14 protein-coding genes and 2 pseudogenes are annotated in these 16,083 nt (G+C 58.0%); 9 read left to right on the forward strand and 7 right to left on the reverse strand.

Annotated features, from left to right (window positions below):
• Positions 1-815: 815 nt before the first annotated feature.
• Positions 816-1,052 (forward strand): annotated as a pseudogene (locus MESCI2_RS01000000135435) (helix-turn-helix domain-containing protein); the annotation flags it as partial.
• A gap of 242 nt (positions 1,053-1,294) precedes the next feature.
• Here the strand turns inward: MESCI2_RS01000000135435 and MESCI2_RS0124530 are convergent.
• From MESCI2_RS0124530 to sctW, 7 genes are all read right to left on the reverse strand, one after another.
• Positions 1,295-2,203 (reverse strand): LysR substrate-binding domain-containing protein, encoded by a 909-nt coding sequence (locus tag MESCI2_RS0124530; RefSeq protein WP_027038832.1) that lies wholly within the window; start codon positions 2,201-2,203, stop codon positions 1,295-1,297.
• A gap of 402 nt (positions 2,204-2,605) precedes the next feature.
• Positions 2,606-2,848, reverse strand: a complete 243-nt coding sequence (locus MESCI2_RS0124540) for an EscF/YscF/HrpA family type III secretion system needle major subunit (protein WP_050596668.1) — start codon at positions 2,846-2,848, stop codon at positions 2,606-2,608.
• Between the two features lie 233 nt (positions 2,849-3,081).
• Complete coding sequence (gene sctD, locus MESCI2_RS0124550; protein ID WP_032901311.1) at positions 3,082-4,446, reverse strand: type III secretion system inner membrane ring subunit SctD; 1,365 nt, start codon at positions 4,444-4,446, stop codon at positions 3,082-3,084.
• Between the two features lie 5 nt (positions 4,447-4,451).
• Positions 4,452-6,539 (reverse strand): type III secretion system export apparatus subunit SctV, encoded by a 2,088-nt coding sequence (gene sctV, locus MESCI2_RS0124555; RefSeq protein ID WP_050596669.1) that lies wholly within the window; start codon positions 6,537-6,539, stop codon positions 4,452-4,454.
• 381 nt (positions 6,540-6,920) lie between these two features.
• A complete protein-coding gene (locus MESCI2_RS01000000135440) occupies positions 6,921-7,352 on the reverse strand; it encodes a hypothetical protein (RefSeq protein ID WP_032901312.1) in 432 nt (143 codons plus the stop codon).
• A gap of 2 nt (positions 7,353-7,354) precedes the next feature.
• Positions 7,355-7,717, reverse strand: a complete 363-nt coding sequence (locus tag MESCI2_RS0124570) for a hypothetical protein (protein WP_027038839.1) — start codon at positions 7,715-7,717, stop codon at positions 7,355-7,357.
• Entirely contained in the window at positions 7,714-8,697 is a 984-nt protein-coding gene (gene sctW / locus MESCI2_RS1000000136280) for a type III secretion system gatekeeper subunit SctW (protein WP_181056179.1), read from the reverse strand. Before sctW ends, MESCI2_RS0124570 begins: the two co-directional genes overlap by 4 nt.
• A gap of 1,416 nt (positions 8,698-10,113) precedes the next feature.
• Between sctW and MESCI2_RS0124580 the strand changes: the two genes are divergently transcribed.
• The 8 genes and pseudogenes from MESCI2_RS0124580 to MESCI2_RS1000000138990 all read left to right on the forward strand — a co-directional run.
• Positions 10,114-10,680 (forward strand): hypothetical protein, encoded by a 567-nt coding sequence (locus MESCI2_RS0124580; RefSeq protein WP_027038841.1) that lies wholly within the window; start codon positions 10,114-10,116, stop codon positions 10,678-10,680.
• Entirely contained in the window at positions 10,677-11,660 is a 984-nt protein-coding gene (locus tag MESCI2_RS0124585) for a FliM/FliN family flagellar motor switch protein (protein WP_032901313.1), read from the forward strand. Before MESCI2_RS0124580 ends, MESCI2_RS0124585 begins: the two co-directional genes overlap by 4 nt.
• Positions 11,660-12,322 (forward strand): type III secretion system export apparatus subunit SctR, encoded by a 663-nt coding sequence (gene sctR / locus MESCI2_RS0124590; protein WP_032901314.1) that lies wholly within the window; start codon positions 11,660-11,662, stop codon positions 12,320-12,322. The genes MESCI2_RS0124585 and sctR overlap by 1 nt, the downstream gene beginning before the upstream one ends.
• Positions 12,322-12,585, forward strand: a complete 264-nt coding sequence (gene sctS / locus MESCI2_RS0124595; protein ID WP_027038844.1) for a type III secretion system export apparatus subunit SctS — start codon at positions 12,322-12,324, stop codon at positions 12,583-12,585. Before sctR ends, sctS begins: the two co-directional genes overlap by 1 nt.
• Before the next feature lie 98 nt (positions 12,586-12,683).
• Positions 12,684-13,481 (forward strand): type III secretion system export apparatus subunit SctT, encoded by a 798-nt coding sequence (sctT, locus tag MESCI2_RS01000000135450; protein WP_032901315.1) that lies wholly within the window; start codon positions 12,684-12,686, stop codon positions 13,479-13,481.
• The gene (locus MESCI2_RS0124605; RefSeq protein ID WP_027038845.1) at positions 13,478-14,536 is read left to right on the forward strand and encodes an EscU/YscU/HrcU family type III secretion system export apparatus switch protein; all 1,059 of its coding nucleotides are present in this window, start codon (positions 13,478-13,480) and stop codon (positions 14,534-14,536) included. The genes sctT and MESCI2_RS0124605 overlap by 4 nt, the downstream gene beginning before the upstream one ends.
• Before the next feature lie 545 nt (positions 14,537-15,081).
• Positions 15,082-15,258 (forward strand): annotated as a pseudogene (locus tag MESCI2_RS1000000137385) (phage integrase N-terminal SAM-like domain-containing protein); the annotation flags it as partial.
• A gap of 704 nt (positions 15,259-15,962) precedes the next feature.
• The coding region (locus MESCI2_RS1000000138990) for a transposase family protein (RefSeq protein WP_245270458.1) at positions 15,963-16,083 on the forward strand (121 nt) is incomplete at its 3' end.

A 16,083-nucleotide genomic window follows, 5' to 3' on the forward strand; every position in this document is an offset into this window, starting at 1 on the left:
CAAAATGCCAGGACGACGCAGCCGAGAATCGACTTCAAATCCGCCCCGGGAAGTATCCAGAACCTAACGAAAGCGCTGTCCGGGATTTAGCGAAATTGCTGTCGCGCTTTACTGAAACCGGTATCCATAGCCTTGAACAGTTCGAATGGTCGCCGACGCGGTCGATGGCGCGGTAGGAATCACTCGCTGGCCCGGAGCTTGTGAACGTCGCGTCGCCCGGTCACGCTACGCTTGCGCCGCCTAAATACTCCAGCAGTAACGGCGCGAAAAATGAACGTTGCGGTGTGAATGGTCGCGTGGTCGACGGCGACGCCCCGTCCGCTATATCTCCTGAGGATCACGCAGGCTGAGATTGCAGGCCCGCCCGGCAACGCAAATTAGGATCACTGACTGATCGAACTGGCGGCCCGTTCCGATAATGCGGAAGTGACCTTGCCGTGGCGTTGGTAATGAAACGCTGCAACACATCCGTCGCTGCCGGGCCTATGCGGGCTAGCCAAAGTCGCAACCTGTCTGTCAGCAGCAACGCTGCTATCAGCGTCAACGACGCAATGCGCCGTCTCGCCTCACAGATGGTCCTGCACCCCGCGACGAGCGACAGCAAACGTCGATCGTCACTCCCGCCCCGCCGCCCAAGGCGTCAGTTTACCGAGCCAATGCGATTCCATTTTGCCTGGTGGCCTGCGTCAATACAAAGCGTTCACCCGCCGGTCGGCAACGCGCTGGCCTAGCTGTGAGCTTTCGGGAGGTTGTCCACTCGGACTGGACCGAGGAGACTGGAGTTACCAGGCTTCAGCATCCACCGGAGGGTCAGATTGAACACCCACAACAACGCCCGTCTCACGCCGCTGCGTCGAGAGGAGATGGCGCTGTCGGCGATAGAAGGCGCTTTTTCCAAAGCCCATGCGGCGCGCGTCTATGGCGTGTCGGCGAAGATCGTGGCGCGCTGGGTCGAGCGTTATAAGACCGAAGGGCGGGCCGGCATGGTCGACCGCTCGTCTCCGCCCATCGTCATGCCGGGCCTGACCGAACAGGCCGTGGCCACGCGCATCGCGTACGAACGAGGTGTTCTTCCGCGATTTCCAGAATCGGCGTGAGGTCGCCGGTTATCCCGGTCTTGCATCTAGCCCTTGGAGCAGCGGCACGTCAGCCGCGATCAAGGCATCCAGAGATCGGGCAATCCGCGAGCGCGGCGAACCGTCATTGAACTTGCCTGGCTGTGGCTGCGCGATCAGCCCGAAAGCGGTCTCGCGTGCTGGCTTCATGAGCGCGTCGGCGTTGAGGCGGCTTCCTTTTATTTCAGCAAGAAGCGCTTTTGAAAAAGCCTTTCCAGCTGCGTGGCGATCAGGATGCTTACCGCCTCAGCAGCGGATGTGAGCGGCATGTCGCCGGACGAGATGAGGCATGCCGTCAGATAAATCGGCGGATCGATGACGACGGTCTTCATGCCTTCGCAGCCTGGTAGCACTGATACATTCCCCTTGGGAACAATCGCGCATCCGATGCCGGCTTTAACCAAGGCGATCGCGTAGTCGCACGTGTCAACCTCTGCGACGCAGTTCGGTGCCACCCCGGCCGCTGCGAACGTCCGGTCCAGTGCGTTGCGCGTCGTATGAGGCCGTGCGGGCAGCACAAGAGGAAGTGTCGTCAACTCTTCGAGGGAGACGGAGGGCGCGACATCTTCTCCGTTGTCCGGCCGGATCAGGTACAGGCGCTGACGGAACAGCGCCTTGCGGACAACGCCAAGGGTGAGTGTATCCTCGAAAACAGTGCCAATGTCGAGCGCATGCGATTCGATGAGTGATCTAATGCGGGAAAAGTCACCGATAACCAAGCGCAAAGTCACCTTCGGGAGTGCCGCCCTGCAGGCGCGGACTAAGGGACTGACGAGGGAGGCGGCGAGCGCCGAAGGCATGCCAAGCCCTACCGAACCTTCTGGCTCCCCCTCGGTGGAGCGCACAATGTCGCGCAACTGGTCCATCCGACGCAGGACAAAGACGGCCTCCTGATAGAAGACCCTACCCACTTGGGTCGGCGAAATGCCTCGTACGCTACGGTGCAATAGGGTGACGCCGAGACCTGCTTCCAGTTCAGCGATCTGTTGGCTGAGGGCCGGTTGCGCCACACGGATGGCAGCCGCTGCCCGGGTGAAGCTGCCCGCATCGACGATGCTGACGAAGTAGCGGAGGTGGCGTAGTTGCATGCGATAACCTTGCGAGAACTGAAACTTGGCGCTCTAAGTTGCTAGTTGTAGAGATGACATCCGTGTCTTGAGTGCCGCCAATGCGCCCATGAAGAGCGCGACTCTCTTGGGATGCGCCCCTTTGCGCGTGCCGGCTTGGCTCGCCAAATGAACAACCGGCTCCATAAGATATTCATACTAATCCCTGAGACCGAAGCAGACCGCGTCGGTCGATCACGAGCCGAGGATGCGAATCAGCGGTCCGAGTCTGCGAATCAGCGGTCCGAGTCTGCGAACGGCGTTGATCCAGCTCGCATCCATTTCATTGCGCCACGAATCGTGCGTGGGGCGCCATTGCGTAGGGTCGAAAACGGCTCGCCCGCCGGCGGAGTGCTGCAGAATCTCCGAAATCCAACCGAATGTTCAGTTGATCTTCTGGACCACTCCCCTCAGCGCGTCATAAAGCAGCTTGACCATGTTCGACTGCAAATTCAGGTTCAGGCTCCATTGCTGACTTAGGGACTGAAGCTTAATGAGATCGGCAGCGTTGTTCGGATCCATGGAGGCCATGAAGCTCCTGAGGTTTCTTTCTGCTGAAACAGTTACGGCGCCGAGGCCGCTGTTGACGGCGTTGAGGTTAAAGCCAGCGTCAGGTATAGTAGACAACTTAATCTCCTATTATAGTTACAGTTAAGCAATATGAAACTTCTAGATATTCTTTATGGAATTCATCGCCGCATCTATTGCTTCCATAATTGATTCAAACAATTCGAATGTATACCGAGGGACGCCAGCGTCCATTTCACGTTTCAACCATTGCCGCCAGGTATCGAACTCCCTCTCTAGGGCAGATCTCTTTGCAGGGTCGAAATCGCTTAGCAGCCGCCTCTGGAACTCGCTCACCGTTCTCCCTCCTCTGCTATCCATCTCGGCTTGCTCGGATAGGGAACATGCACCTCATCCGCGCCGATGCGCACAGAAATTCCGCCACGATCAATGGCAAGGATCTCGCCCAAGGCTTCCAGACTGTCGCCGATCTTCAGGCGCGTTCCATTCTCGATGACGACGTACGGCGTTCGGCCGATGTTTACACCTCTCGGCGCCGGCAACGTGACTGGCGTGAATTGCGTCTCAAGCAGGATGTAAGGCCCGAACTTCTGCTGAAAGCGCGAAGCGACAGTCTGCCACGTTTCAAAAGCAATTGGGGTTAGCCACCCGGAAACGAATACGCCGTTTGGCCTCGTCAAGATGTGAACGGACCCACGCAGTTGGACCGTCATCGCAGTCTCCAGAAAGACGCGAGCGCGCTCGGGTGTTGCGATCGCGTCGTTCACTTCGCGTAGACCGGGAATATCCTGCCGTAGGCGATGAAGCGCCTCTGCGACCTTCGCATCGCTCGGTCCATATCCTGTGACGGTGATCTTTCCGGCGCCGTTCAACCGAACGTTGCCCCGGATTCCGAAGCTGCGGATGACCGTGGTGACAAGGTTGATGAGTTGCGAATCCGACACAGGCCGTTTGAATAACACTTCCGTGTTAAGGCCAGTATTGCGTAGGGCGGCTTTTACCCCACTCTGCTCTTCAGGTCGTAAGTCTCCTTCGATGATCAGTTTGTCATCCGCGAGGATGACGTTGAAATCGGGTGCGACGTTCAGATTGTGAATGATATCGCGCGCTGCCCTCATTGGGTCGAGGGTCGGAGCGACTTCCCGGGCAGACGGAGGAACTCGCTCATTTGTCGCCCAACAGATGACCGGAGTGATCAGGAGAGCGCAAGCTACGGCGCCGAGCCGTAATGGACGCGATGTGGAGCCTGCCATGCGACATAACCTTCGGCCGAACAAAGCCGACGCTACTTCGGAACCGGTGGAGAGACACCCGGAAGTGTCCAGGTCCCCGCTCTCGACCATGGGGGCGGACTCGGGAAAGCTGCTCCCGGCCGGACCGATCCCGAAAACCGTCCGCCCAACCTGTATCCGACTGAGCGGATCGAGCACCGTCCAGCTGCCTGACGTGAGCTGCCTCCCGTCGATGCGTACACCTGGTGCGAGAGCAATAATCTGGATGCGTCCCGCCTCGACGGCAATGCGAAGATGTGAGGCAGCTAGTTCCGGGTCTGGGAAGGCGATGTCATCGGTGGCGCTGGCGCCGATCAGCCAAACTCCTTCCTCCAGCGAAGTCTCTGCACCCCGGTTCGGCCCGGACAGCACGCGAAGCGTCAGCTTGGCTTCGTCACCAGCCACAGCAACTTGTTCCATGCTCATATCTGTCACGACAGTGATATCCTCGCCAGCGGCTGGACCGAGATATCGGGGGTAAGCTCCTGATAGGAGAGCACGGATAGCCCATGGAGATCGACTTCGATGATCTTGCGCAAGTATCGGCGGATATCTATGGAAGTCAGCAGCACGGGCTTGTGCCGCTGCTGGTCGACATCGCCCACCGCCTTTCGCACGTTGTCGAGGATCTGCCGTGTGGTACGAGGGTCGAGGGCCAGATAACTGCCAGAGGAAGTCTGCCGAATAGCATTACGCACAGTGTCTTCCGCTTCCGGCGCAAGAATGTAGGCTGGCAATACATTGCCATCAGAATGTCGGAAACAGATTTCCCTTTTCAGCGCACAGCGCACATGCTCGGTGAGCAGAACGTTGTCTTTTTCCTTCTGCCCCCACTCGACCAGGGCGGTGAGGATGGTGCGCATGTTGCGCAGCGACACTTCCTCGGACACCAACCTCTTAAAGATCTCAGAAATCCTCTGCAGGGGAACGGACCGCAGTGCCTCCTTTGCGAGCTCCGGGAACGATCCTTCCATGTGACTCATCAGATTCTTTGTTTCCTGGATCCCGATAAACTCATCTGCTTGCCGTCGCAGCACGTGACCAATGTGGTAACCGAGGATCTGAACCGGTTCCAGAAATGAGATGCCGGCGGCTTGCAACGACTCGCGATGTGCCATGTCCACCCAGGCGGTCTCGATCTGAGGCAGGAAGGGTTCATCGAGCATGTATGGGATGCCAACCATATCGAGGTCCTCGATATCACGAGCCAGGAGATGCTGCGCCCGTAATTGTCCTTTGCCGCATGGAATTTCGTTTACCATGATGGTGTATGCGCCATCCACGTAACTATCGTTGAGGCGTAGATGAATGCCTGGAAAGGGAACGCCGAGATCCAGCAGGAGCGCCTGCCGCACAGCGGCCAATTCCTTGTTCAGCCGGTCTGACCGAATGATTCTCTGAATGACGGGACCGACGTCGACCATGAGAGGAACCGTGACGGTGATGGCATCGCCGCCGCTGCTTCGCTCAGCCGGCCCGTCCGACGCTGTTCCGAGCGCGCTCATGCCGGCGATTGAGTAAGGACTCACTGCTGGCGGCGAAGGCCGCCGATTGTGCCGCAACAACCAGCCACAGCCTCCCGCCAATCCTGCCAAAACCACGAAAATCACCGTAGGAAAGCCGGGCACAAAAGAGAACAGAAGGAGGATGAATGATCCCACTATCAGTGCTCTTGGCTGGGCTGTGACCTCGTCTCCAATCTCACTACCGAGATCTGAGCCCTTTTCCTGATCGGTTACCCTTGTGACGATGAAGCCTGCCGTGATTGAAGTGAAGAGAGCCGGGATCTGACCGACGAGCCCGTCCCCGATGGTCAGGATGCCGTAAACTTCGAGAGCTTCGTGCAAGCCCATGCCTTTTTGTAGGGTGCCAATCGCGATGCCGCCTATGATATTCACGGCGATGCTAATCAAGCCCGCGACGGCATCACCTTTGACGAACTTCATGGCCCCATCCATGGCACCGTACAATTGGCTCTCACGCTCGACGGCGGTGCGGCGCCGGCGTGCTTCCTGGATGTCGATGCTACCCGCGCGCAGGTCGCCATCGATGCTCATTTGCTTGCCCGGCATTGCATCCAGGGAGAAGCGTGCGGCGACTTCAGCCACGCGCTCGGATCCTTTCGTAATGACAACGAACTGCACAATGGTGATGATTAAGAAGGTGACCGCGCCGACCACGAGATTCCCTGCCACCACGAAGTCGCCGAAAGTCTTGATTATCTGGCCGGCGTGTGCGTGCAGCAAGATCATGCGTGTCGCGGCGATGCCGAGCGACAAGCGAAAGAGCGTTGTCAGCAAAAGCACCGACGGGAAGGAAACGAATGCAAGGGGTGACTTGATGTAGACCGCGACCATCAGCAAGAGCGCGGAGATTCCCAGGTTGACAGCCTGCAGTACGTCCATGACGACCGACGGCAGCGGAATAATCATCATAAAGATGATCGCAATCAACAGCGCCGCCAAAATAATGTCGTTCCGGCCAGATGCAGCCGCCAGGACCTTTTTGAGCAAATTCACACTGCTCTCCCACGCGAAGCACTCGGAACTCTCACCTCTTTAAGCAGAGTTACGACCATTCGCCGACAGGCTCTCGCCTCGGATCTGAGGCCTAGTTTCCAATATGCCTTGACCCGCACCTGTAACAATCGGATTCGCCCCTCACCATCCAGGGGGTGCGCTAGAGAGCGGCCCGCCTCAGCGATAGCTTCCTCGTAGTCTCCCGCACGCAACAGCGCCAGACAGCGTGCGTGTCGTGCCCAGCGCGCTCCGGGGTCGAGGCTATCGAGGGCGCCCAGCAGCTTGGCTGCATTGTCAGGACAGTCATATTTCATATAGAAATACGCAAGCACCGATAGGGCATCGCGCTTGTCGGGACTCATCAGGGGTTGCGTCATCAGATTATCCTCGCATCAGAGCGCGGCAGGCGTTGTCGAAGACAAGACGGTCACATCGCGCCTGATCGAGGACCGAGAGCGCGTCGCGGAAGACGGCGCGATCAGAATTCCCGGCTTGCGCCGCCAAATTGGCTAGCAGGACGTGTGTGGCCTCCAGCGTCGCAGCGTAGTTCGCAAATTGGAGGATTGAGGGATCAACGATCGGGGGAGCAAAAGCAGCGATCATCAGGTCGTCGAGGGAGGGGGCGTCATATAGCAGATCGAATTGCAAAGCTGGCCGAGTATCCGGTACCGGCGCGCCGCGAGCGCCCAGCAGCGGTACAACAGGTTCTGTCCGGATAAGACCACCAGCGCCCGGTTCGAATTGCCGCGGTTCCGCCAATCCAGCGGGGGATTGAGCTAAAAAAGTTAAGCTTTCAGAAGCGATGCTGCTCATGGTCACTCCAGTGCCGCATCAATTTCACCGACGAGCCGTACGAGTATCTGCGCCGCGGTTTCCAGAGTTGGCAGATCAATGCCCTCCTCAGTCATACGAATCAGCAGGACCAGCAGCGCTTCGCCGTAGAAGGCGACGTGCACCATGAACGGTAGCGCACGATCCGGGTGCACGGCTCCGAGAGCGGCGGCGGCAGCCCCCTTGCGGTGAAGCGGCATGGCACGCGTTAAGTACATTATGAAAGAGCCTTCGCGACTTTCCATGTGGAGATTGCCCGAACGCTCCAAACTCAGAGTCAATGGAAGAGGCTGCGGAGGAAGTCCCATCGTCGAGCAAAAGGCCTGAGCAGCAGCCTCCGCGCTCATGCGCTCTCTTCCTGTCCAATGCGGATGTCCATCGCTTGCTGCACTGCCTCCAACGTGCTTCTTCGTGCCTCCAAGTCGCTGTAGACTCCGACCGGAATCATCGCGAGCAATTTTCGTGATTCGCGCAGCAGCGAAATCTGCACATCCAGTTGAACGGCAGGAATTCCGAGCCGTTCCGGGATTGGAATGACCTTCGACGGATGAGGAACGATATCCTCAACGAGCGGCAATAATTCCTGCATCACCTCGGTAGCGGTGATGACTATCTTACTTTGTCGCCCGATCCACTCGACCATCTCCCCGCAGCATTCGTGCACAGTGTCCAGCACTCGCAACGCCGACAATCCGCCGAGGATCTCACGGAGCCGAGCAGGCTCGATTGATGGGCCAGCCGAACCGATGTCCTGGCCGAGCGCGCGGGTAAGAAAATTGATGTGCCGAGGAAAGCCCCCAATCCCAAACCTCTCGAGAATTCCCCTATAAAGCTGAACCGGTCCTGGATTGCTGGAGATCGTGGCTCGATAGAAATCACTCAGCTCTGCAGCGCCCTTCTTGTCACCTCGAGCTTCCTCAGATGCCACCATGGAAATATTGAGCCCGGCACGAACAGCCATCCCTTGCGTAGCTATGAGGTGGGCTCTGCCAGCATCCGTCCGTGCCGCAAGCTCGTCGAGACCCTCACGTCGCAACTCTCTCGCCGCTAGGTCGAGTGCCGCATAGGCAAAAGAGGGGTCTGCGAACCGCTGGCCAGCTTGGCGCAGTATGTCTTCCGCGGCACAATCGCCGCTGCGGATGTCGTGCAATAGCGCTTGCAACTCGGCACGGTCAAAAAACGGGAGCCGTTCGAGATAGGCATCAAGCTCGTCGATCACGCTGTGCGGCAGCGCTACACGTTCTTCCTCGAATTTGTGCTCGGCGTGCCCCGTCGACTCCATCGTCTCAGAAAACGTGAATGTGAGCTCTTCCTTTGCCTGCTCCAAGAGCGTCCCATGTGTGGGCCTCTCGAGGCGAACAGCCTCACCGTGCCATGAGCCCACTGGCGTCGGGACCTCGGTTGCCGAAGTTTCAGAGCCGAGACGCAAAGAAGCCGTCCCCAATGCCTCTATCGCGTCAGACATTCCTTTTGGCTCCGTATGAACGACGAGGATTCGCTTGAGCATCCGCCCAACCAACATTTTTCTGGATTGTCAGCGCCAGCGCACTGCATATGCCGACGTACGCGCTGTCCCGCGAACCGACTCGCGATTCTGTTGCAAGGTGATGCGAGGCTGCATAAATCACGTTTCCCTCGTCACTGAATTGCCTGCTTCATCGAAGCTACATCTGGGCGGTGTGCCATCTACCCGACGGGTCCCCGCGGACAGCGCTCATTAATTTCCGGTGCGGCAGACGAATATCGATTCAGTGAGTGTGCGAGAAATACGCAATCGCTATATAGTCATATCCCTTACATATATAAACTTACTAGAATGGGGTTGAATCGTACCTGAAGCAGTCAAGCCTAGCAGCATTTTACGCGCCCGCTGCAAGGCTTGGCCTTGATCGGCCCGAGCACGGCGGAATGCTCGATCGGAGCGGGGTGCAAGGGGCCGAGGACTGGCGCAACTGGAATACCCGCCGAGCCAGCGTTGTCGTGCAGTGACCTGTTGGCGAAAGCGTGGTGAAACGGGTGGAAACGCCGCCGGACCGGCTGCTATCTTCCAAACCCGCAGGCTCATGCAAACCCGCAGGCTCATGGTCCTCAAGCTGGGTCATGGCCGCGGCCATGACGTGGCGACGATTTAAAAGGACAACATCATTTGCCTAACCTCATAGCGAAGCCGCAGAGCGCCGCTGATCAGCCTCGTCACCCAAACTCCAGCATAGATCGCAGCTGAATTTCCTTCTCGCATTCGCACTCGCCAGGTCCGTCAAACACCCATGTCGGGTCCATGAACCGCAGCAGTTCGGAGCTCGTTCATAGCTGTGACAGATGATGCAATATCGACACGGTATTTGCGTCGGACCCGCGTTGAGCAGAATTTAGAACGACAGCTCGATGAGCAGCGGTCGCCCCTTCCCGGCGAGTGGGGTGATTTCGGGACAAGTGTCGCTGTGACTGAATGATTTCACTAGGCCTAGTGGCATGCAAAGAGAGTGTCGGAACCCGGTCTTCTCCTAGGCACCCTTGCCGACACCGTAAATGGCCCCAAGGAGGTTCTTCAAGCCTATGTCTATTGGGTTAAGCAGTTCGCCAGTGGTCGGAATCGTTGAGCGTCGACCTGATGCGAGGGCGTGCACTAGCGAGGGATGCCTCGATGTTGGCCGTTAGGCGGAATGAGAGTTCCACCCATCCCCCAGGGATAGCTTCTTCCCCATGGTCCACTCAGCTTGGCGACATCGAGCGGTTCTCGCAGATGCTCAACGAGACAAATTTCAATGGTTGCAAGTCATACGACAACGCACAAGGCAAGGGTCTCGGCAACCGCGAGCTTGAGTCGGCAGAACACAGCAGCGAGGCGCCTACTGGTCAAAACATGCTCTACTTCCCCGGTGCCCCCTTGCTGGGCAGCGCCATCGTGAAAACATCTCCAGAGATTCCGGACGCGGCCGAGCAGGGGACGGCGCCACTCTCAGCCAAACTCGCGCAATTGGCGACGGCAATAGCTGATCGAATCTCGCTCCGCCGAAACAATGTCGGCGACGGCACGGTGCAGATCCTGCTCCACGGGGGACTGCTCGGCGGTTCGCGCCTGACGATCAGTTACCGACACGATACCGTGCAAATATTCATCGAATCCGAGCGCCTTTGGCTAATGCAGCAGTTCCAGGGCCATGCGTTTGCGCGCGATTTGTCGAATCGACTCGGCATTCGGGTCGTGGTGATGGTAGGTGCCCGCTGCTCCGCGGAGGAACAGGGCAACGATGGGGACTCTCGCGGGCCGGAGGGGGTTCTTCACTATTTGGCCGAGAAGGGCTCGTGATCGATCTCCCTTGCTATAGTCCACGAGAGGCGGCCGCCATTTCGCTTCTTGCTACCCGCCTGCCGGCTGTTTTCAGTCTCGCTGGGGTCGATGTGGCAGCCGTCATGGCCGGTTCGAAACTGCCGGATCTTCCGGTGGAATATCGCCGGGTCATGATACGCCTGCACGGCCACAATATCCGCATGGCGATCGACTCGATGCTCCTTCCGCCGATAGCGGTGAGACACTGGCCAGACATCACGACGCTTCCAATGGATGACGCCTTACGGGAAATCTTGTTCGACGTCGTCCTACGCGATGTCGGGATTCAGATGGAACGATGGTGCGGTCAGCGGCCCATCTGGTCTTCGTCTGAGATTGCGGGGACGTTTCCTCATGCGATTAGGCTTGTTCGCCCGGACCGTCCGGACAAACTCCTCGGGTTGGTAGAATTCGATGCCGGTGGCCTCGAATTGATCGCCGGCTGCTGCGGTGCGCTGCCGGTCATGTGCGCAGTGACCGACGACCTTGCCATCTCTCTCGACCTGATAGTCGCTCGGGTGAGCCTTTCCTTGGCGGAACTACAGGCACTGACCCAGGGCGACGTCATCCTGCTCGAGGTCTCACCCATCGCCTGTGAGGGCGCGATGAGCGTTCTACTTTGGTTCTCAGGCAGTTCACGATTTCGCGCCTCGATCATGGACGGTCGCCTTACAGTCCTTTCAGCGGTGGATCGCATAATGGATAGACCAGATTCTCTTCCTCCGGAAACATTGGACGGCATCGACCTCCCGGTCGATGTGGATGTCGGACGCCTCACCATGTCGCTCAAACAGCTTCGTGAGCTCGCTGTCGGCCAAGTACTGGATCTTGGCTTCGACGCCACCACCAACATCACTTTGCGAGTTAATCGCCAGACGGTCGCGGCCGGCGAGTTGGTGCGCATCGCCGATCGGACAGGTGTGCGTATCCTGGATGTGCGCCTAGAACGAGCCGAGTGATGAACAGCGGGTTGCCTGATCCGGTCGCCCTGATCGCCCTGATCGGCGCCATGGCCATCGTTCCCTTCCTCGCGGTCACTGTCACATCGTACGTCAAGTTGGTGGTCGTGTTCGGGTTGATCCGCAATGCCCTCGGCGTTCAAAACATTCCGCCGAACATAGCCCTGAATGCAGTCGCCATCCTGCTTTCCGTATATATTATGCAGCCAGCGGCTAAGAACGCCTATGAAGCAGTGCGCCAGAAGGCGATTGTATTCGAAAATTTTCACGAGCTCAGCGAAACGTTACCACTCGCCACAGAGCCATTTCGCAAGTTCATCTTGAAGAACACGTCGCAGCAAGAACGACATTTCTTCACCGCAACCACACGGGAATTGTGGAGCGAAGCGGACGCCGATTCGGTAACCGAAAACGACTTTATGATTTTGATCCCAGCATTCATTACATCCGAGCTGGCGGACGCGTTCAAGATAGGTTTCCTTCTGTTCCTCCCTTTCATCATCATCGACCTCCTCATTTCGAATATCCTTCTGGCGATGGGTATGATGATGGTTTCGCCGATGGCGATATCCCTGCCGTTCAAGCTGTTCTTGTTCGTCGCCGTGAACGGATGGCAGCGCCTGATTCACGGTCTCGTCCTGTCCTATGCCGGACCAACGTGATGAATAGCACCACTCTCGCCAACATTGCCATCGACGCCCTGAAACTGACGCTGGTTCTGTCGGCGCCTACGATCGTCGTCGCTACAGCAGTAGGGCTGGTCGTCAGTGTGGTGCAGGCCCTGACTCAGGTTCAAGAGCAGACACTTCCGTTCGCGGTGAAATTGATATGCGTGAGCCTAGTTTTGGTGGCGACCGCGAGCTGGCTCAGTGGAGAGCTGTACCGATATACCCTCAATATTTTCGACAAGATCGGCGCGATATGATTTCACGGGTGCAACAATATACTCCTTCGGCCTATGACCACTGCGCAGCAAGTACCAGAGCGATCGCAACGACTCTCAACCATTTCGCCTGATGCTCCATGTCGCCACTTGATCCATCTCTCTTGCAGAGCGCCCTCATCGTGCTTGCGCTTGCCATGGCGCGTACGACAGGCATGATGCTGATCATACCCATTCTGGGGCGCGGCGTTGTGACAGGACTAGCGCGCAACGGCGCAATCATGGCATGGAGCCTCCCCATAATGGCGCATGCTTGGGCAACTAGGCCAGCAAACCTTGATAGCTTGCATGTGACGATGATCCTTGGCCTGGGGCTGAAGGAACTCTTGCTAGGGCTCGTACTCGGAATGCCAATTGCCGCGACCATCTGGGGTGTTGAGGCGGCGGGCACTTTCATTGACAACCAAAGGGGCGCCGCGATGATGAGCCTCTTGAACCCCGCGAGCGGCAATGAGATTTCGCCGCTCGGAACCCTGCTCGCCCAGCTCTTTGTCACATGGCTGTTCGTTACCGGCTATTTCTCCACGCTGATCGAAGCGCTCTATCGCTCGCATGTTGTCTGGCCTCTATGGAGCTTGCAACCTGCATTCGGTCCGGCATTTGTCCCGGGGATCCTGCATCTCGCAGATGTCGTCATGCTGCTGACGTTGATTCTCGCCGGTCCAGCCATTGTTGCCATGTTCCTCGGCGAAATGGGTCTGGCACTGATCAGCCGCTTCGCGCCACAACTGCAGGTCTTCTTTCTCGCCATGCCGGTTAAGAGCGCGGTGGGCATCCTGCTCTTAGTTCTTTCGCTCACGATCGTTCTGGCAGAGGCCAACAAGCACGTACCGTCACCGGCTGCGATATTTAACCTCATCACCAATTGGTTGTCATGAGCGGCCCAAAGACCGAAAAGCCTACTCCCAAACGGCTGCGCGATCTACGCAAACAGGGGCAGGTCGCGCACAGCAAGGAAGTTGTCTCCGCGGCACTGATCGTCGCATTTTTCGCTCTGTTCTTCGCCTCCTTGACTTCAATGATAAACCGGCTCGAAGCAATGATTCTGCTGCCTCTGCCGCTTCTTGAAGGTGACGTGCTGAGTGCCACTCAAAAGCTTGGGAAGTCCTATATTGCCGAACTACAAAGTATTCTCGCGGTCTTCATCGGCATAGTTTTGGTTATCGGCGTGGGCGCCAACATCGTACAGAATGGCCCGATGTTCGCGCCCAGGGCCGTCGCGCCGTCGCTGAAGAAACTTAGTCCCAGTCAGAACATCAAAAACATCATTTCGCTGAGAAATGCTATTGAGCTGGGCAAGTCGATTATAAAGGTTCTGATGGTTGGCTTGGTACTGTTGCTGGTGTTGCGCGACGGTATGCAAGCGCTGGTCTGGACGCCGAGTTGCGGGACATCCTGCCTACGCGCGGCGACAGGTAGCTTGCTGCTCGGTATCGCCATCTATACGGCAATGACTTTTCTAGCGGTGACAATCGCGGACCTCGCATTGCAACGTTGGCTGTTCGTGAAGAAGAATATGATGTCGAGGGATGAGGTATTGCGAGAATTCAGAGAGAATGTAGGCAACCCCGAGATTATACGGAAGCGGAAACAACTCCGTATGGAGTTGCTCAACAAGGCAATGGTCGACCAAACGCGCCGCGCGACCGTTTTGATCACCAACCCCACGCATGTTGCTGTGGCAGTTTACTATGATGGGCGGCAAACTTCCTTGCCCATGATCAGCGCAATTGGCACCGATCTCACGGCGCAGCGAATGATCGACGCTGCGATCGCTACCGCTGTGCCCGTGATGCGAAACATTCCGCTTGCTCGCGCGCTACTGGAGGACGGCCTTGTAGACGAGTATATCCCATCACATCTGCTCGAACCTCTCGCCGAGGTCCTTCGAGCGCTTGGTAAATTCTCGGCGGATGGCGATCGGTCGCGCTAATCGCTGCCTGGCCGAAGATACGCTGCAACCAAAGCCTACTACTTCGATAGCCGATTAAATGCCATATCGGCTATACCGATCCTGTATTTCTCACACGCATATTGATCAATATGTCTGGCGCACCGAAAACGCGTGCCAAGCGTTCTCCGCGATGCCCGGGATCGGCCGCCGCCATCCTCTAGGCTTCGGATGCGGCATTGAACAGGATCGCATAGACCAACGTCCTTGATCTGGAAGGCGATCTCAGCGATCTGGGCGGGACGGTGAAGACCACGTGCAAGTATGGGACCGGCAGCAGCAGCTCAGGATGCCGCTCGGCCTGGGCGCGGGCCAGGCCCTGGCAGGTGGCGGCAGGTAATGGGCGTCGTCCGTTACCTGCATTGGACTAACCCGCTCCGCGTCGCGGAGCGGCAAGGAGGATATGCACCGACGGCGCAGTCCTGATCGCGTCGTTCGCGGCACCGGACATACATGCAAAGGAGCTCCAACTGCGCGAGCATGGGGTGGCTGCTTGCAGCCCATTCCATCGGACAAAGGAGCTTGTCATGACTCACCTTCGCCAGCGCATAAGCGAGGACATGCAGGTGCGCAACCTCGCGCTCAACACCCAACTCTCGTATCTGCAGCAGGTATCGCTGTTCGGTCGCTATTTCGGCAAGTCGCTGGACCTGCTCGGGCGCGAGGACATTCGGACCTACCAGGTCTATCTGACCAACGAGCAACTGGAAGCTCAGGGCATAGGAGTCGCGCCGCCGACTGACGCCCCGCTGGCTGGCGAGCGTCTCATCGAGAAACACTTCGATGAGGGGAGCAATCGGCGGCATGATTGCCTCCCTTCGGTGAGGAACCCTTCACCGGCCGCGGCGACGTCGCGCATGAGGTCGGCGGTGGCCTCCAGTTACCAGTAGGTGGCATAGATGTTGACGTGGCCCATGTAGGTCGCAAGAGCCGCCATATGCGCGCCGCTTCGGCTTCGATCCGCCGGAATGCCTTGCAGCGCGCGCACCGCAAACGTGTGCCGCTAATTCCGAACTCGGAATACTGCATAACTCCGAGTGCCGGATTATTCCAAGTGGCGACCGGGAGGCCAAAGAATGCGGGCGATTTGTGGCTTTTGGGTCGGCATTATCAGAGGCTCTTCAGGAATGTGAGGAGGTTGGTCGTCGGGCTTGTAGCGGCCCAACCCGATGTCGGCCGTGTCGGTCCTTGCCAGAGCTGCTCCTTGAGCTTCATGTCGGTGTAGCGCGACGATCTGGGGATCTTCCGCATATTTGGTGCAGGTGCCGGGATTCACGGGCGGTGCGAATGAGTCCATAGAGTCGGAATCGCAGTCGACGCCGGTGATTCGCCCGTGCTCCATGCCTTCCGCTCGCTGGTCTCGCCCGAGCTTTCGATTGTCCAAATTCTCCCACAGGCCGACAAGGTGGTGCTTGTAGCCCGGCCGAAGGCGACAGAATCGTGCTGTCCCTCCTGCGGCTGCCGAACCGGACGCGTCCACAGCCACTACATGCGCCGGGTGGCTGATCTGCCGTGGCAGGGACGGGTTG

It is taken from the genome of Mesorhizobium ciceri WSM4083 (assembly GCF_000519305.1).
Lineage (GTDB): Bacteria > Pseudomonadota > Alphaproteobacteria > Rhizobiales > Rhizobiaceae > Mesorhizobium > Mesorhizobium ciceri_B.